This window comes from Reinekea forsetii (assembly GCF_002795845.1).
Classification (GTDB): Bacteria; Pseudomonadota; Gammaproteobacteria; order Pseudomonadales; family Natronospirillaceae; genus Reinekea; species Reinekea forsetii.
This window is the reverse complement of sequence record NZ_CP011797.1, coordinates 58,024-74,779: the sequence shown is the minus strand read 5'-3', so window position 1 is coordinate 74,779 and position 16,756 is coordinate 58,024. Positions and strand designations below refer to the sequence as shown.

The window sequence follows — 16,756 nt, the reverse complement described above, 5'->3', positions numbered from 1 at the left end:
ATCGGTGCGCCATGGCGCAATAAACCTCCCTTAACGGGAGGCTTATAGAGGTTTTATGACTGAAGCTCAGCTTCAGGCCGGGCATCGGTGCGCCATGGCGCAATAAACCTCCCTTAACGGGAGGCTTATAGAGGTTTTATGACTGAAGCTCAGCTTCAGGCCGGGCATCGGTGCGCCATGGCGCAATAAACCTCCCTTAACGGGAGGCTTATAGAGGTTTTATGACTGAAGCTCAGCTTCAGGCCGGGCATCGGTGCGCCATGGCGCAATAAACCTCCCTTAACGGGAGGCTTATAGAGGTTTTATGACTGAAGCTCAGCTTCAGGCCGGGCATCGGTGCGCCATGGCGCAATAAACCTCCCTTAACGGGAGGCTTATAGAGGTTTTATGACTGAAGCTCAGCTTCAGGCCGGGCATTGGTGCGCGTAAGCGCAATTAAAACCCCTTAACAACCCCCGAAAAGCACCCTAGTGGTGCTTTTTTGTGTCTCAAGGCCTTTCTTTCTCCAACGGCCATTACCCAAGGATGCCAAACACGAATCAGCGCCAGCCTTATCTACTTCACCAAACCAATTTCACGTAAGCGTTGCATCAGATAGTCGTGCGCCAGAATCGCTTCGTCGCGTTTCGGGTTTTCGGCGGAGACGCATTGCGGCAGGGCGTCGAGTGACATATCCGGATTGGGATGGACAAAAAACGGGATCGAATAACGCGAGATCTTTCCGGCCGGCCCCTTAGGATTAACCACTCGGTGGGTAGTTGACGGCAAGCGATGGTTGCACAGACGCTGCAGCATATCCCCGACATTACAGATGATGGTGCCCTCAATCATCGAAATACCCGTCCATTCGCCGGTGTTGCTCAACACCTCCAGACCCTCTTGTTCAGAGCCAACTAAGAGCGTGATCAGGTTTATATCTTCATGCGCACCGGCACGAACATTGGGTAGGCTCGGATCGGTGATGGGCGGGTAATGCAGGGGCCGAAGGATCGAATTACCCCATTGAACGCGGTTTAAAAAGTAGTCTTCGGCTTCACCCAAGAATAGGGCGAAGGCTTGCAACAACTCGTTGGCCATTCGATCTAAGGCAATAAACAGGGCCTGCATCGCCGGTTTGAACGCCGGTACTTCGATGGGCCAAACATTGGCCGTTAATTGGGGGAAAGGCGGTGTGCCGGTGATATCGCGACCGACATGCCAGAATTCTTTCATATCCACGAAAGTGGCATTTTTCGCAATTTCGGTTCCGAAAGGGGTATAGCCGCGGGTGCCGCCATTGTCATAAAAGTATTGTTTCTTGGCGGCGTCGGGCAGGCTGAAAAACTCGGCGCTGGCCGCCAACGCATCTCGAATCACCACCGTATCAATGCCATGGTGCGTGATGCCGGCAAAACCCCAGGCCTGATACGCGGCGCCGAGATCGGCAACGAAAGCGTCCTTGTCATGCTGAAATCTCGATAGGTCGAGTACTGGAATAGTGCTTTGGTGCATGGGTCTATCCTCACAAGAAAATAGCACCCGCCGGGACTACCTTCAGCGGGCTTACTTCAGCGTTGCCCAAATCAGGCCTTGGATGCTGGCAAAATACTTAAGCCATGGCGCAATCGCTTAGTGCGATTGCACCATGATGGGGGCCGTACTATTCACGTTCTTTGGTGTAGGCCTTGCCAATCGCCTTAGGCGCCACCGCCTTACCGATAAAGCCACCGAGTAGTACCACGGTGAGAATATAGGGCAGGGCTTCAATGAGCTGTACCGGTATCGCAAAGCCACCCAGGGTCGCGCCCTGGGACCGATCGGCAATCGCCTGCAAAATACCGAACATCAGACAGGCCAGCAGCGCGCCACGCGGATGCCACTTGCCAAAAATCAAGGCAGCTAAGGCCATATAGCCCTTACCGGCACTCATATTGGGAATAAATTGCGCTGTGACCGCCACCGACAGATACACGCCCGCCAGACCTGCCATGGCGCCGCAGATAATGAGAGCAAGATAGCGCATCTTGACGACCGATATGCCCGCCGTATCGACCGCCGATGGGTTCTCGCCCACTGCCCGTAGGCGCAAACCGAAACGCGTGCGAAACATCAGCCACCAACAGGCCGGCACGGCCACCAGCGCAAGATAGACTAGAATAAAGTGACCGCTTAACAGCTCAGAATAGAGGCCACCGATAATCGGCACATCGGCGAGCTGATCGGCAAAGGGCAGGGTTATTGGGTTGAAACGCGCATCAATGCCATTGACCTGATCGACCAGGTTCGGCGTGTTACCGCCCTGACGAAACCAGTAGTTGCCTAAGGCAGCGGTCAAACCGGCAGCCAGAATATTTAACGCCATGCCCGACACGACCTGGTCACCGTTATGGGTCACGGTGGCGAAAGCATGCATCAGACCAAACACGATACCCACCGCAACGCCCGCCACCAGGCCCAGCCAAGGCGAGTTAGTCACATAGGCCGCGGCTGCGCCGCCAAAGGCACTGGCCAAGATTTTGCCTTCCAAGGCGATGTTAACAATACCGGCACGCTCCGAGAACATCCCGGCCAGGGCGGCGAAAATCAATGGTGTGGCGACTCGCAGGGTGGCATCGAGGATCAAGATTAGGCTGTTAAAGGTATCCATAGATCAGCCCTCCGCCACGGTTTGTTGCTGGAACTTTTGGCTTAGGGCAAGGTATGCCCGCTCGATCGGGTGTTTCATCATATGTTCCAGTGCACCGGAAAACAGAATCACCAAGCCCTGGAGGATAATGATGATCCGCGGGTCAACGCCGTATTCAAACTGCAATTCACTGCCACCCTGATACAGAAAACCAAAGAGTAAACTGGCCAACACGATACCGAAGGGATGATTACGGCCCATTAAGGCCACCGCAATGCCAGTGAAACCCATGCCGTTTACCAGGCCGAATTTTATTTGATGGGCTTCGCCCTGAACAACATTGAGGGCAAAAAAGCCGGCCAAGATACCAGAGACCATCATCGCCATAATAATGGTGCGCCCGGGTGAAATACCGGCGTATTCCGCTGCGCTGGCGTTCTGACCGAGGGCTCTAATCTCATACCCCCAGCGGCTGCGCCAGATAAAGAAGTAGACGGCAACGGTGCACAGCAAGGCCCAAAAAATAGACACATTGAGGGGCGAGCGCAAAATGGAGAAGCCGAAATAAGCAAACACCTCATACATCTTCGGCAACCAACTGGCTGGATCGAACACGGCACTCTCAACCGACATACTGCCCTTAGGCTTCAACACCTCGACCAGCAGATAACTCATCACCGCCGTGGCGATAAAGTTAAACATAATGGTGGTAATCACGATGTGCGATCCACGGTAGCCCTGCAACCAGGCGGGTATCAGCGTCCATAGGCCACCAAACAGGCCCGCGGCGGTGATACTTAGAGGTAGCAACAGAATAAAGGGAATCTTGCCGCCGAGATACAGGCAGACCAGGCCTAGGCCCAAAGCGCCCATATAGGCTTGTCCTTCGACTCCAATATTAAACAGGCCGCAATGGAATGCCACGGCAACGGCGAGACCGGTGAAGATAAAGCTGGTGGTATAGTAGAGCGTGTAGCCTAGGCCATAAGAATCACCAAATGCGCCCCTAGCCATGGCGACAACGGCCTCTATTGGACTGACGTCGATGTACCAGAAGACAAAGGCCGCGGCCAGGGCAGCCAGAAAAATATTAATCAACGGGATCACCACAACATAGATCCAGCCTGGAATTCTCGCCTGGCTCATGACTGCGCTCCGCTCTGCAACTGCCTGACTTCATCGGGCAGGATATTGGCCATCATTAGCCCCAGCATGGTTTCGGTGGCCATTTGAGCCGGAATTTCGCCGACAATCTTGCCATCGAACATCACCAGAATACGGTCGGCTAAACTCATGATCTCTTCCAATTCGACCGACACTAACAGCACGGCCTTATCCGCGTCGCGCATACCGATAATTTGCTGGTGAATCGCTTCGATGGCACCGATATCGACCCCACGCGTGGGTTGACCCACTAATAGAATGTCCGGGTTTTGCTCCATTTCTCGAGCAATGACCAGCTTCTGTTGATTACCCCCGGAGAAGTTGGCCGTTTTTAGGGCTGGATCCTGCGGGCGAACATCCCACTTGGCCATTTTCTCGGCACAATCGGCGGTAATGGCCTCGCGCTTGGTCATGAGTCGGTGGTTGTACTCGGCCTTGCGGTGATACCCGAGTACAAAGGCCTCATCGGCGGCAAAACTGTTGATCAGACCCATCTTATGGCGGTCTTCCGGTATATGACCGACCTTGTACTGCCGAACCTGGGCCGGGTTAACCGGCTCCAGGTTGGTGATTTGATGCCCATTTAGGGTGATGCTGCCCTGTTGCAAGGGTCGAATACCGGATAGGACATCGAGCAGCTCGGACTGACCGTTACCGCTCACCCCGGCGATGCCGACAATCTCACCCGCGCGTACGGTTAAATTCACCTGATCCAGGCGCAATACGCCACTCGGGTCACGCCACGACAGCTTATCCACCTGCAATAGCACCTTGCCTGGGTTGGCCTCTCCCTTATCAACCTGGAGTAACACCTTGCGCCCGACCATCAGTTCAGCCAACTGCTCACGACTGGTTTCGCTCGTCACCACATGGGCAACCATTTCACCACGGCGCATCACGCTAACATTGTCGGTCGCGGCCATAATTTCCTGCAATTTGTGGGTAATCAACATGACCGTTGTACCCTGTTCTTTTAGCGCGGCCAAAACCTTAAACAGGTGTTCTGTTTCCTGCGGCGTTAACACACCGGTGGGCTCGTCGAGGATCAAAATACGCGCGCCGCGATAGAGCGCCTTGAGTATTTCAATGCGCTGCTGCAAACCAACAGACAGCCGTTCGACCGGTATATCCAAGGGCACATCTAGGCCATATTCGCGCGCCAAGCGTTCTAGCTCGGCGCGCGCCTTGGCCATGCTGACATTCAACAACATGCCGCCTTCGGCGCCAAGTATGACGTTTTCCAGTGCCGTGAAGTTCTGAATCAACATGAAATGTTGATGCACCATGCCGATGCCGGCGCTGATGGCCGCTTTAGAGTCAGAAATGCGAGTTTGCTGGCCATCGATGTATATTTGGCCTTCATCGGCCTCATAAAAACCGTAGATGATGCTCATCAGGGTCGATTTCCCGGCGCCGTTTTCACCCACTATGCCGTGGATGGTGCCTTTCTCAACCTGAAGATCGATATACTTATTCGCGTGCACAGCACCGAAACGCTTGTCTATTCCGCGTAATTCGATGGCGAGTTGCGCAGTACCAGCTGTCTGAGCGGTCATGGCTCACCTGATGTTTATAATTGGAAAGTATTTAATTCTGGCTGCATCAATGCCGCCGAAACTATAGAGAATTCTTGGGTGTTATAAGGTGCGAAGCGGGCACAAACGACTGTTTGTGTCCGCTTCGAAGCTGCTAGAGCTTAGTAACTGCAGCTGTCAGTGGTCATGTAATCATGAACCTTGATCTTACCGGAGATGATATCGGCCTTAATGGCGTCTACCTTGGTCTTCATATCGGCGGTTACCAATGACGCATTGAACTCGTCCATGGCGTAATCGACACCGCCAGCGGCCAAATCGAGAACCTTGACGCCACCCGTCCAAGTACCAGCCTGAGCTGCTTCCCAGCTTTCATAGCTGGCCAGTCCGACCTTCTTAACCATAGAAGTTAACATGGTACCCGGCATCAGATAGTTTTGGTTGGAGTCGACGCCGATAGCGTACTTACCCGCGTCTTTCGCCGCTTGGTAAACGCCGCTACCGCTGCCGCCGGCTGCTGCAAAGAGTACATCAGCGCCTTTAGAGATCTGGCTTTTCGCCAGCTCTGAACCACCGGCTGGATCGTTAAAGCCAGAGAAGTCGGTTGAGATCATTTCTGAATAGACGGTGCCATTCTTGTTGATATGTTTAAAGCCCTGCTCAAAACCGCACGAGAACTTCTGAATCAATGGAATATTTACGCCACCGATAAAGCCTGCGGTGCCCGACTCTGACTTCATCGCCGCTAAGGCACCGACGAGGAAAGAACCTTCGTGCTCAGCAAAAACAATGGACTGGACGTTGGGCAGGTCAACCACCGAATCGATGATCACAAATTGGCTGTCCGGGAATTCGGCCGCAACTTTTTCCACTGAACTGCCAAAACTGAAACCTACCGCAACAATCGGGCTTTGGCCACGGCTGGCTAAGCGACGCAAACCTTGCTCACGCTGCTCTTCGTTCTGAGGTTCAAACTCACGAACCTGAATACCCTTGTCCTTAACGAATTGTTCTGCGCCATTGCGGAATACATCTTCGTTAAAGGACTTATCAAATTTACCCGCGGTGTCATAAATTACAGCCGGCGCAAAATCTGCGGCAATCGCAGATGCAGATAAACCGATAACCGCCGAAGCAGCAAGCGTTAATAATGCTTTCATGGAAAATCCCCTCTAATATTATTTTGGTTTTCGTTACGCTCGGCGCAACTTATGGGCGGAATCACTACCACCTTAAGCAATCCTGACCTTCCGGTCAAGACATGAACCTTGTTACTTTTTCATTATACACAGTTACACCCTGCTGACACTGACAGAGAGGGGTTTCGTTAACAACGGGTTAACATTGATTGCGGCACTATTTTGATACAGATACTCGCCTGCTGTTGATGCATATCAGAGCAGATGCAGTTCAATTCACTATGCTTTTTAGAGTTAAATACAGGAGAGGAAAGATGACTTATCTGTGTCCAGACTGCCAACAGCCGCTTGAGGTCTTGGTCGCTTGCGGTTGCCGCGATTACGTCTGCAACCAGTGCCAACAACTGGTCAGTAAAGGCCGTGTCGTTCATCTTGAAGCCGAGCTTATCGAACCCTTAAAAGGCGGGGCACAGACGCGTTGATCCCGCCCGGGGTGGCGACAGGGAGGCAAAGATAGAGCGAATGGTGGGGTCTATAATCAAGCCTACCCACCGCGCAGCCAAACTGGCTGGGGTGGGAAGGGCTCAGGCAGGCTTAGAGTTTAGCCTCAACTAGCGCGACCAGGGCCGCCGAGCTGATGCCAAAATGCTTGAACAGCTCACCGGCGGGCGCCGACTCACCGAAGCTGGACATTCCGATAATGCCGCCCTCCAGACCCACATACTTATACCAGAAATCCTTGGTTGCCGCTTCGATAGCAAAGCGCTTCACACCGGTCGGCAAGACCGACTCTTGGTAGGCTGAATCTTGGGCATCAAATACCGTGGTACAAGGCATCGAGACGACCTGGACGTTTTTACCTTGGGCACTTAGCACCTCGGCCGCTTCGAGCGCCAAGGTGACTTCTGAGCCGGTACTAATCAATACCAGGTCGGCCGGAGCCTGAGGCGCACGCAATACATAGGCCCCCTTACGAATATTGCTTAGCTGCTCAGCCGTGCGCACCGAGTGAGCCAGGTTTTGGCGTGAAAACACCAACGCCGTTGGGGTTTCGGTGCTTTCAATCGCCGCGACCCAGGCCACGGCACTTTCAACCGCATCGGCTGGACGCCAGGTGTGCAGGTTCGGTGTGGCGCGCATGGCCGCCAGCTGTTCAACCGGCTGGTGAGTCGGACCATCTTCGCCCAGACCGATGGAATCGTGGGTATACACATGAATCACCGGCTGCTTCATGATAGCGGCCATACGAATCGCGTTACGGGCATATTCCATAAAGATAAAGAAGGTCGCACCATAGGGCTTCAAGCCACCGTGTACGCTGATGCCGTTCATGATGGCGGACATACCGAATTCACGCACACCGTAGTAACAGTAGTTACCCGAGGGATCCGCACTGCTAATGCCCTGCGCACCACTCCACAGGGTTAGGTTGGACGCGGCTAAGTCAGCCGAACCGCCAAAGAGCTCCGGCAAGTGCGGCGCTAGGGCTTCAATAGAGTTCTGCGATGCCTTACGGCTGGCGATGGTCTCACCCTTGGTGTTGACCGCAGCGATAAAGGCTGCGGAATCGCTGCCAAAACTGGCCGGCAATTGACCCTGCATACGGCGCGCAAACTCATCGGCTAACTCAGGAAAAGCTGCTCGATAGGCCTCAAAGCGTTCATCCCACGCGGCTTCGCGCTGGGCACCCGGTGCCGTTGCATCCCAAGCCGATTTAATCGGTGTTGGAATCTCAAAAGGTGCTGCCGTCCAACCGAGCCGAGCTCGAGTCAGGGCTATTTCATCATCGCCGAGCGGCGCGCCGTGGCAATCTTCCTTACCTTCTTTGTTCGGTGAGCCAAAACCAATAATGGTCTTGCAGCAAATCAGCGTTGGCTGGTCGGAATTGGCCTTGGCGGTAGCAATCGCTTGATGAATTTCTTCTGCATCGTGGCCATTGACCCGCGGGATCACCTGCCAGCCATAGGCTTCGAAGCGTTTGACCGTGTCATCGGTAAACCAACCTTCCACTTCGCCATCGATTGAAATGCCATTGTCGTCATAAAAGGCAATCAGCTTACCCAGACCCAAGGTGCCGGCCAGCGAACTGACTTCGTGGGAAACGCCTTCCATCATGCAACCGTCGCCAAGAAAGACGTAGGTGTTGTGATCGACAACCTCATGTCCTGGGCGGTTAAACTGCGCGGCCAAAACCTTTTCCGCCATCGCCATACCAACAGCATTGGCGATACCCTGACCCAAGGGCCCAGTAGTGGTTTCAACGCCGGGTGTATAGCCGTATTCAGGATGACCTGGCGTGCGCGAATGCAGTTGACGAAAATTCTTCAGATCATCAATGGTCAGATCGTAACCACTCAGGTGCAGCAATGAGTAGTGCAACATCGAGCCGTGGCCGTTTGACAACACAAAACGATCTCGGTTAAACCACTTCGGGTTAGCCGGATTGTGTTGTAAATAGTCGGCCCAAAGTACCTGGGCGATATCGGCCATACCCATGGGTGCACCTGGGTGACCGGATTTGGCTTTTTGAACGGCATCCATGCTCAGGGCACGAATCGCATTGGCAAGTTCACTGCGTGAAGGCATCTTTACTCTTTCCTCAGAATAGGGAGTGATTGACGTTGACAGCATTGATAATTAGAGCGGCGGATTGTCCCAGAAAGGAGGCGGCGAGGCAAAGCAGAATGCCCCCTTTTCGGCAGAAAAGGGCACTTTTTGTAGGCACATTCGCGGTTTTATGCTAATTGGCTCTGGTTAGTCGCGGCGAAGCCCCTTACAGGGCATAAGCCTTACTTGTAGGCAATCGAGGCGAGAATCCGTCGTTGCCCGGTAAAGGGTTGACGTGCATGCAACACCGTGTGGTTGTTGAGGAACAACACATCCTGACTGTGCCAACTGAAGTTAACGCACAGCTGCGCCATCCGCTGGACCGTTTTAGCCATGACTTGGGCGTCCATGACTTCGCCGTCACAACTCACCACCGCCTTATTGGCGACATTACGCGCGTCGTCCCAGCCGGTGTAGACGGCCAGAATGGAATTGAAAAAGGTTTTCTGCTGGCTTTCGTTATCAAAACGGATCGCCGGCAGCGTTTGCGATTCGGTGCGCAGCTCGTCGTTATCGAGCCAGGCCCAAGTCATCTTGTGTTCCAGCAGTACCTGCTCGCACTGGGCCCGTGTCTCGACCTTAAAGGTTTCCTGCCAGGATCGCCCAATTGGCGATTGGGTATCAGTGACCGCAGGCATTACCCGGATATAGCGCACACCCTCACGCTCAATTTTCTCGGCATAGTCGGTATCCACGTCAAAAAAGGCAGAACAGATTTCTGCCGAATGCAGGATGGATGTCGCACCCCCGGTTTCGGGCGCTATATCGCAATAGAAAAAGATATAGCCGGGTGGATGAGGCGTCTGGGCCATCTCGTGGTGAAACGGGATCGTTTCCGTCGCCGGCGATTCATTCGCAGTCACGATACGCGACTGGGTTACCTGGGTTCGCGGTGCGGCGCCGCCGACATAGGGCATGTTTTGATAAGCCGTCTGATCCAGCATCGCTTCGAAGCCTTCGGCATCGGTGACGGGAAAGCCACGGAACAGCAGGGCGCCGTGATCGATCAACTTGGCGTGCAGCTCTGCGCGATGATCGGCCATCCACTCTTGAAAAGCAGACTTTTCACTGGCCACGGCGGCATTCGGCGGAAGAATGACCAGAGGAAAATCACGGCCATTGACCTGTTTCTGCTGCGCTATCTTGCCAATGATTAGGGTCATGCTCTGCCTCGCAAAGATACATCAATAGTATATGAATAGATCGTAGGCCAACCTTAGCAATGAAACGTCATGATGTAAATCAATGCTGTAGGATTCGACTTAAAATAAGTCGCCTTTTGATGCTTAGGGACGCCAATGCTGGGCAAAATCGGTAAACCGATGGACCAGCGGTGTCAGGGCCACCTTGTCCAGATGCACGATGGCAAAGGTGCGTTTTAATTGCAGTACGGTGGGCAGCTCGACCAGCGTGCCTGTTGTCAGCTCATCGACCAGGGCCAACTCGGACAGGCAGCCGATACCCAGACCGGCCCGAACCGACTGCTTGATCGCCTCCTGACGGTTCAACGCGAGGCGAATGCGCGGCGTTTCCTGGCGCTGGGCAAAGGCTTGATCGAAGACTGCGCGGGTGCCCGATCCCCTTTCACGCACGATCCACGGCAGAGTCGACCATTCACCTTCCGGCACCTTGGCCAACTTCAGCCACTGTGCATCGGGCCGGCAGAACACCTTGAGTTGATCTTCCCGCCAGCGATTTATCGACACGCCAGTTGCCGATGTCGGGCCTTCGATAAAACCGATACTCGCTAGGCCGCTGGTAACCCGCTCAATCACACCGTCACTGTTATGGATCGAGAGCTCGGGCTCGACTAGCGGGTAGTTGGCAATAAAGCCGGCCAATAGCTTGGGCATCAGATAGGAGGCTATGGTTTCGCTGGCACTGACGCGCAGCTTGCCGCCAATAAAATCCGCCTGTGGAAAGGCCAAGCTGTCCAGGTGAATCAACACCTGAAGGATTTTCGGCAAGGCCTGTTGCCCAGCCTCGGTCAGGGTCAACGTGCGGCCGATTTTGCGGAACAGGTCATAGCCCAGTTGGCGTTCGAGCTCTTTCAACGACTGGCTGGCTGCTGACTGACTGATGGCTTGCTCATCAGCGGCGGCGGTCAGGGAATCCAAGCGGGCGATGGCAGCGAAAAGCTGTAACTGTCTCAAGCTAACATTCATAAGTTTTTCTAATGCTTGGGTTAAGTTATATCCAATATATTTAACTAAAATCAGGCGGTACAGTACAGGTCTAAATGCACTGGACGCTGCGAATGTGGATTCTGCTCCCCCTGATTGGCGCTATCGCCTATGGCTTGGCGCAACTGACGTGGGCCCGCCATCTTGGTTTGGGCGCCCTGCCCATGGCCATCGGACTGGGCATCCTAGTGGGCAATGGGTTTACCCCGGCCTGGTCGACGCGCAGCGAGCAGGTGCTCGCCTTCAGTAAAAAACGTCTTTTACGCATTGGCATTATTCTCTTTGGCAGTCATCTGACCTTACAACAACTGATAGCAGTTGGTTGGCAGGCCGCCGTGCTCGATCTGGTGGTGATTGGCTCGGTACTGTCGGTTGGCTATTGGGTCGGTGTCAGGGTCCTCGGAATGAGCCGTGAGGCGACCATTCTGACCTCGGTCGGCAGCGCCGTGTGCGGGGCCGCCGCCATTCTCGCGACCGAGCCGGTATTAAAGGCCAAGCAGCAGGATGTCAGCGTGGCGGTGGCTACCGTTGTGGTCTTTGGTACCCTGGCGCTGTTTTGCTATCCATTGATTTTTAGCCTGACCGGGCTCAGCAGTGCCAATTTCGGCGTCTATATCGGCAGTACCGTGCATGAGGTCGCCCAGGCGGTTGCCGCGGGCCAGGCGATCGATGCTGCCGCCATGAACAGCGCCCTAATTACCAAGTTGATGCGGGTCATGATGCTGGCGCCGGTTGTCGTGCTGATCGGCTGGCTCTATCAGCGCACTCAGATCGGAACAGCCAATGGACCGTCGGCGGCGATACCCTGGCCCTGGTTTGTCTTTGGCTTTATCGCCATGGTGACGTTAAACAGCCTGATTGACTTACCCGCCGCGCTGCGCCATGCACTACAAGTTAGCGCGCAGCTCGCGTTGATTTTGGCGATGACGGCGCTGGGTCTGCAAACGCGCTTTGCGGCCCTACGCCAGGCTGGGGCCAAGCCACTGATCTTGTCCGCATTGCTGTTTGTGCTCTTGCTCGGCGGTGGGCTGGTGGTCCATCAGTTACTTTACTAGCGTTGATTCAACTTCATATTGAGAAAAGCATAGGCGGCATTAAAGGCCGGTTGTTGAAATTTCTTCAGCTCCAAACCGCCGAAGTCGGTCGAGGGCGGCGCCGCCTTGAATTGCTCCTTGACCTGGGCCGTGGCCAGCACCGAAACCGGTAGGCCGATTAGCTGAATGGCCGCTTCTAACTTAAAGCTGGTGGAACTGCCGGCAAACTTGCCCTTCTGTTCACGTCGCAGGATCACAACCTCATCAATATGGTAATCCTCCAGTAGCTTTTTAAAGGCAAACTGAAATTGGCGAATCGCGTCGGTATCCTCAGATTGAGACACGGTGAACAAGCGCTGACGACAATCGGGCACTTGAAAGGCGCCCTGGTCGTAGCCTACTAAACTGATAATCGCTTCGCTGCCTTTTAATTCTACGCCACAGACTTTCATACTTATCCTTCAATCCCGTTGTCAATCCGGCGATTATAGCCGGTCTTGGCCTAGGTAGGTGATCGATCTTCACCTCTCTGGCAGAATAGTTGCGCTGCGCACGAATTGATCTCATGGTGGGGCCGTCGCAGACGCTTGGAAAGGCCAGGTTGGTCGGGTAAGCTTTGGCTTCACTTCACATCCGAACCGTCTTGCTATGCCAAACCCTCTTGATAGCACGAGCGAATATCTGTCGCTAACCTTCGTCGGTCTCGACCTGTCCAATGAGACGCTCAGTTTTAAAGAATTCGATGGCTGCGTTTTTAAGGAGTGCCGCTTCGATAGCGTCACCTTCAAGAATTGCAAATTTATTGAATGTGAATTTGTCAGCTGCAACTTGAGTGTCGTCAACATGAGTTACAGCCGGTTTATGGACGTCGCCTTTAGGGACAGCAAGATTATCGGCGTCGACTGGACCAAGGCCGCCTGGCCGAATCTTTCATTGCCGGCTCCAATCTCATTTCACAATTCGCTGCTCAACGACTCATCGTTCTATGGTTTGCATCTGGCCGATCTTATTATTGAAGACTGTAAGGTCCATGATGTGGATTTTCGCGAGGGCAACTTCAGCCAGGGTGATTTTTCCGGATCGGATTTCGCCAATAGTCTCTTCAATGGCGCCAACCTCAGTGGCGTGTCGTTTGAAAACGCCGAGAACTACTATATCGACCTGAACCACACCAATATTAAACAGGCAAAGTTCAGCCGGCTCGAGGCCGTCTGTTTGCTGGAAAGTTTGGATATCGAATTGCTCGACTGAGACGCAAAAAAAACCCGAGGCTACGCCACGGGTAAAGCATACTTGGTTGATCGGTGTTATGCGCTGTGCTCCGGCCGGCCAGTTATCGGGCCGACCTGCTGTGCACCATCGTTTGTACTATTACTGCAAATCCGACTTATAGTTTTCTGCGATCGCCTGCTCGGCCTTAGTCGCTTCAGAGACGAGCAAGTCATAGTACTTACCACCAGACTTGACGTTCTTTTCAAACCAGCTGTAAACCGGCATCGCTGCTGCCTTGAACTGCTCTTTTTCAGCGGGCGTGGGCACATACAGACTGCCGCCAGCCTTATTAAAGTCCTGGTAGGCCTGAATCGATTTACGCTTCGGTGAGGCAAAGGTGGCTTGCTGTAAGGCATTAAAACCGTCCACGATCACGCGGCGTAAGTCTTCGGGCATATCCAAGAAGGCCTCGTTATTCATATACCACAGAGCTGCCATATAGGCGTGGCCATCGAGGGTGACATATTTCAGACCCGCCTCAGTGAACTTCATACCCATGATATCGGTAATGCCATTTTTCGACCCTTCCACTACACCCGTTTGAAACGAGGTGTACAGTTCTGGCCAAGGGATCGGCGTTGGGCTGGCGCCCATGGCCCTAACCAATTCTTGCGGCAAATCGGCAACCACGGTGCGTATCTTCAAGCCTTTTAGATCGCTTGGCTGCTGCACTTGGCGTTTGGTGTTGGCAAAGTTGCGCCAGCCACCGGTATTGCCAATGGTCATCAGGCGAATGCTGTCGTCAGAGTCGGCCAGGATATCGGCGCGCATTTCGCGCACAAAGTCGCCACTTAAAACGGCTTCGGCGATGCGGTCGTCACGTAACAGATAGGGTAAGTCGAGGACCTGAACATAGGGGAACATGTTCGCTGCGCCACCGGAGGTGGAAATATAGATATCAACCGAACCGTCCTCTAAGGCTTGCAGACATTCGGTGCCATTGGCACAGAGTTGGGTTCCGATAAAGAGATCAACCGATATCTTGCCATTGGAATGGGCTTCAACAAAGTCTTTAAAGACCACCAGACCGTCATAGTCTTCATCGTTTTCGTTGGAATTTGCGACGGCCCGTAAGTTAAAGTCGGCCGCATGAGCGATGCCGATCGATAGGGTTAGTGCCGCAACCGCCAGGCCACCGGCGAGTTTCTTGGCCAACATTTTGTGCTCTACATTCATGGAGTTTGCCTCTTTGTTGTTGTTGTAGTGAGCCTTGCTCTTACAGGGTGTTGCTCGGTAGCGGCCTTTCGACCGCGCCTTTTACCTAGGCCAAACCAAGAAATCTCGGAATGGTCATAGAAATAGCGGGAAAGTAAGTAATTAAAAATATCATCAGAAATTCAACGGCCAGAAACGGCAAGATGGCCTTGGCGATCGACTCAACCCGTTCACCGGAAACACTCGATGCGACGAACAACACTAAGCCCATGGGCGGTGTCGCCAGGCCCACCGTCAGGTTGACACTCATAATGATTGCAAAGTGAACTGGATCGATGCCCAGCTGGATAAAAATCGGTGCCAAAATGGGACCCAATATAATGATAGCTGGCCCGGCGTCGAGAAACATACCGACAACAAAGAGCAGTATATTGATGGCAAAGAGCAGAATGAGGGCGTTATCGCTGATTGCCAGCACCCAGTTGGCCAGGTCTTCGGCAGAGTGCGATAAACTCACCACCGTTTTAAAGGCAATGGCGGCGCCAACGATAAGTAGGACCGCGGCCGAGGACATCGCCGACCGGGTGAATATTTGCGGCAGATCCGACAGTTTGACCGTTTTCATCACCCAAATACTGAGCACAAGGGCATAACCGACGGCGATGGCTGAGGCTTCGGTGGGCGTGAAAACCCCAAATAGAATGCCACCCAGAATGATAATGGGCGTCAGCAAGGGCAAGAAGGCGGCCTTGGTCGCCGCACCCTTTTCTTGCCAACTGGCTTTTTCACGCGCAACGGGGAAGTTATGTTTTTTCGCCAGCAGAGCGGTTACCGCCATCAGGCCTAAGCCGATTAATAGCCCGGGTATGACGCCCGCGGCGAAAAGCGCCGCGACCGACACCTCCATGGTGTAAGCGTAGATAATCATAATGCCCGAAGGCGGGATAATCGGGCCAATCACCGAGCTGGCCGCAGTAATGGCGGCCGCAAAACGGCGGCTATAGCCATTTTTTTCCATCGCCGGGATCAGCATCGAGCCGAGCGCGGACGTGTCGGCCACGGCTGAGCCCGACATGCCTGCAAACAACATGCTGGACATTATATTGACGTGGGCCAGGCCACCGCGGACATGACCGATAAAGACCTGCGATAGGTTCACCAGGCGAATGGTAATGCCGCCCCGATTCATGACCTCGCCGGCGAGCATAAAGAAGGGAATAGCCATCAGCGGAAATGAGTCGATGCCGTTGTAGATATTGCGAAACAGCATTGGCACGTCGCGACCCATGTCACTCAACAATAGCATCAGACCGGGCGCAAACAGGGTGGCAAAGAACACCGGCAGGCCGAGCAGCAGAACCAACAGAAAGAGCGGCAAAAATAGCGTTAACATCGGCGGCTAATCTCCAGTGGGTGCTTGATAAGGGGTCGGCGCGGCGAGGCCCAGAAGATTTTTCAAGATCAGTTCAATATTGACCAACAACATGGTGCCGAAACAGACTGGCATCGCCAGATAGATCCAGGCACGAGGCAATTTGAACGATGCAGCGCGAGTACGAAAACCGCGTTCAAAAAATTCTAAGCCTAGGGTAAAGAGCCGAAACAGGACCAGGGCGGCGATCACCAAGAGCAACAGCTTCAACAGTCGGGCCAGGGCGGGAGGCATCATCTCATGCAGCATATCGATCGCCACAAAGGATCCGTTGTGATAAGCCTGCGCCGCCACCAACGCCATCATCCAGATCATAAAGGCACGGGCGACCTCTTCGGGCCATGGCAGCGCACTGTTTAGGACATAGCGACAAAACACTTGTAACAAAATAGTGAGCACCATCAGCGCGACCAATACCCAAGCCATATTGGCACTGATGGTCATTAGCATTCTATTAAAGCGTTCCAACCTGCTGTGTACCCAGTGCAGGGCGGTCATGGCTGGACGACCAAATTAAGCGCGCATGGCATATTGAGTCCCTATTATTCTTATTGTTATTGGCCGGTTACCACGCAAGCCGAAACCCAATGGTCGGTGGCATTGCGATGGTCTGTTGATACCGATTGGGCT

The 16,756-nt window shown here is 53.7% G+C and carries 15 protein-coding genes; 3 read left to right on the top strand and 12 right to left on the bottom strand.

The features are described from left to right. Positions 1-555: 555 nt before the first annotated feature. From REIFOR_RS00395 to REIFOR_RS00375, 5 genes are all read right to left on the bottom strand, one after another. Complete coding sequence (locus REIFOR_RS00395) at positions 556-1,491, bottom strand: isopenicillin N synthase family dioxygenase (RefSeq protein WP_100255675.1); 936 nt, start codon at positions 1,489-1,491, stop codon at positions 556-558. 148 nt (positions 1,492-1,639) lie between these two features. After that, positions 1,640-2,626, bottom strand: coding sequence for an ABC transporter permease (locus REIFOR_RS00390; protein ID WP_100255674.1), 987 nt, complete (start codon positions 2,624-2,626; stop codon positions 1,640-1,642). A gap of 3 nt (positions 2,627-2,629) precedes the next feature. Further along, positions 2,630-3,751 (bottom strand): ABC transporter permease, encoded by a 1,122-nt coding sequence (locus tag REIFOR_RS00385; protein ID WP_100255673.1) that lies wholly within the window; start codon positions 3,749-3,751, stop codon positions 2,630-2,632. Then, positions 3,748-5,325: an ABC transporter ATP-binding protein gene (locus tag REIFOR_RS00380; RefSeq protein WP_100255672.1), complete on the bottom strand. Its 1,578-nt coding sequence runs from the start codon at positions 5,323-5,325 to the stop codon at positions 3,748-3,750. Before REIFOR_RS00380 ends, REIFOR_RS00385 begins: the two co-directional genes overlap by 4 nt. A 140-nt stretch (positions 5,326-5,465) precedes the next feature. After that, a complete protein-coding gene (locus REIFOR_RS00375; protein ID WP_100255671.1) occupies positions 5,466-6,464 on the bottom strand; it encodes a BMP family lipoprotein in 999 nt (332 codons plus the stop codon). A gap of 293 nt (positions 6,465-6,757) precedes the next feature. Between REIFOR_RS00375 and REIFOR_RS00370 the strand changes: the two genes are divergently transcribed. Next, positions 6,758-6,925 carry a zinc ribbon domain-containing protein gene (locus REIFOR_RS00370; RefSeq protein WP_264371426.1) on the top strand — a complete coding sequence of 56 codons (168 nt, stop codon included), beginning with the start codon at positions 6,758-6,760 and terminating at the stop codon, positions 6,923-6,925. Between the two features lie 112 nt (positions 6,926-7,037). Here REIFOR_RS00370 and tkt read toward each other — a convergent pair whose 3' ends face one another. The 3 genes from tkt to REIFOR_RS00355 form a co-directional block, all read right to left on the bottom strand. Continuing rightward, positions 7,038-9,029, bottom strand: coding sequence for a transketolase (gene tkt / locus REIFOR_RS00365; protein WP_100255670.1), 1,992 nt, complete (start codon positions 9,027-9,029; stop codon positions 7,038-7,040). A gap of 203 nt (positions 9,030-9,232) precedes the next feature. Beyond that, the gene (locus tag REIFOR_RS00360; RefSeq protein ID WP_100255669.1) at positions 9,233-10,213 is read right to left on the bottom strand and encodes a TauD/TfdA family dioxygenase; all 981 of its coding nucleotides are present in this window, start codon (positions 10,211-10,213) and stop codon (positions 9,233-9,235) included. 123 nt (positions 10,214-10,336) lie between these two features. Then, entirely contained in the window at positions 10,337-11,215 is an 879-nt protein-coding gene (locus REIFOR_RS00355) for a LysR substrate-binding domain-containing protein (protein ID WP_100255668.1), read from the bottom strand. A gap of 92 nt (positions 11,216-11,307) precedes the next feature. On the opposite strand from REIFOR_RS00355, the gene REIFOR_RS00350 reads away from it, so the two are divergent. After that, complete coding sequence (locus REIFOR_RS00350) at positions 11,308-12,288, top strand: YeiH family protein (protein WP_100255667.1); 981 nt, start codon at positions 11,308-11,310, stop codon at positions 12,286-12,288. Here the strand turns inward: REIFOR_RS00350 and REIFOR_RS00345 are convergent. Further along, positions 12,285-12,719: a DUF3010 family protein gene (locus REIFOR_RS00345; RefSeq protein ID WP_100255666.1), complete on the bottom strand. Its 435-nt coding sequence runs from the start codon at positions 12,717-12,719 to the stop codon at positions 12,285-12,287. The two genes, REIFOR_RS00350 and REIFOR_RS00345, sit on opposite strands and share 4 nt — an antisense overlap. A gap of 196 nt (positions 12,720-12,915) precedes the next feature. Between REIFOR_RS00345 and REIFOR_RS00340 the strand changes: the two genes are divergently transcribed. Continuing rightward, positions 12,916-13,518 carry a pentapeptide repeat-containing protein gene (locus tag REIFOR_RS00340; RefSeq protein WP_100255665.1) on the top strand — a complete coding sequence of 201 codons (603 nt, stop codon included), beginning with the start codon at positions 12,916-12,918 and terminating at the stop codon, positions 13,516-13,518. 120 nt (positions 13,519-13,638) lie between these two features. On the opposite strand, the gene REIFOR_RS00335 is transcribed toward REIFOR_RS00340, so the two are convergent. The 3 genes from REIFOR_RS00335 to REIFOR_RS00325 form a co-directional block, all read right to left on the bottom strand. Beyond that, positions 13,639-14,715: a TRAP transporter substrate-binding protein gene (locus tag REIFOR_RS00335; RefSeq protein ID WP_100255664.1), complete on the bottom strand. Its 1,077-nt coding sequence runs from the start codon at positions 14,713-14,715 to the stop codon at positions 13,639-13,641. 85 nt (positions 14,716-14,800) lie between these two features. Next, positions 14,801-16,087: a TRAP transporter large permease gene (locus tag REIFOR_RS00330; protein WP_100255663.1), complete on the bottom strand. Its 1,287-nt coding sequence runs from the start codon at positions 16,085-16,087 to the stop codon at positions 14,801-14,803. A 6-nt stretch (positions 16,088-16,093) separates the two neighbouring features. Next, positions 16,094-16,624, bottom strand: coding sequence for a TRAP transporter small permease (locus REIFOR_RS00325; RefSeq protein WP_100255662.1), 531 nt, complete (start codon positions 16,622-16,624; stop codon positions 16,094-16,096). Between the last annotated feature and the right edge of the window lie 132 nt (positions 16,625-16,756).

Bases quoted from the DNA above. Each gene is read 5' to 3' on its own strand.
- REIFOR_RS00395 (WP_100255675.1), bottom strand. From the start codon at position 1,491: ATGCACCAAAGCACTATTCCAGTACTCGACCTATCGAGATTTCAGCAT.
- REIFOR_RS00390 (WP_100255674.1), bottom strand. From the start codon at position 2,626: ATGGATACCTTTAACAGCCTAATCTTGATCCTCGATGCCACCCTGCGA.
- REIFOR_RS00385 (WP_100255673.1), bottom strand. From the start codon at position 3,751: ATGAGCCAGGCGAGAATTCCAGGCTGGATCTATGTTGTGGTGATCCCG.
- REIFOR_RS00380 (WP_100255672.1), bottom strand. From the start codon at position 5,325: ATGACCGCTCAGACAGCTGGTACTGCGCAACTCGCCATCGAATTACGC.
- REIFOR_RS00375 (WP_100255671.1), bottom strand. From the start codon at position 6,464: ATGAAAGCATTATTAACGCTTGCTGCTTCGGCGGTTATCGGTTTATCT.
- REIFOR_RS00370 (WP_264371426.1), top strand. From the start codon at position 6,758: ATGACTTATCTGTGTCCAGACTGCCAACAGCCGCTTGAGGTCTTGGTC.
- tkt (WP_100255670.1), bottom strand. From the start codon at position 9,029: ATGCCTTCACGCAGTGAACTTGCCAATGCGATTCGTGCCCTGAGCATG.
- REIFOR_RS00360 (WP_100255669.1), bottom strand. From the start codon at position 10,213: ATGACCCTAATCATTGGCAAGATAGCGCAGCAGAAACAGGTCAATGGC.
- REIFOR_RS00355 (WP_100255668.1), bottom strand. From the start codon at position 11,215: ATGAATGTTAGCTTGAGACAGTTACAGCTTTTCGCTGCCATCGCCCGC.
- REIFOR_RS00350 (WP_100255667.1), top strand. From the start codon at position 11,308: ATGTGGATTCTGCTCCCCCTGATTGGCGCTATCGCCTATGGCTTGGCG.
- REIFOR_RS00345 (WP_100255666.1), bottom strand. From the start codon at position 12,719: ATGAAAGTCTGTGGCGTAGAATTAAAAGGCAGCGAAGCGATTATCAGT.
- REIFOR_RS00340 (WP_100255665.1), top strand. From the start codon at position 12,916: ATGCCAAACCCTCTTGATAGCACGAGCGAATATCTGTCGCTAACCTTC.
- REIFOR_RS00335 (WP_100255664.1), bottom strand. From the start codon at position 14,715: ATGAATGTAGAGCACAAAATGTTGGCCAAGAAACTCGCCGGTGGCCTG.
- REIFOR_RS00330 (WP_100255663.1), bottom strand. From the start codon at position 16,087: ATGTTAACGCTATTTTTGCCGCTCTTTCTGTTGGTTCTGCTGCTCGGC.
- REIFOR_RS00325 (WP_100255662.1), bottom strand. From the start codon at position 16,624: ATGACCGCCCTGCACTGGGTACACAGCAGGTTGGAACGCTTTAATAGA.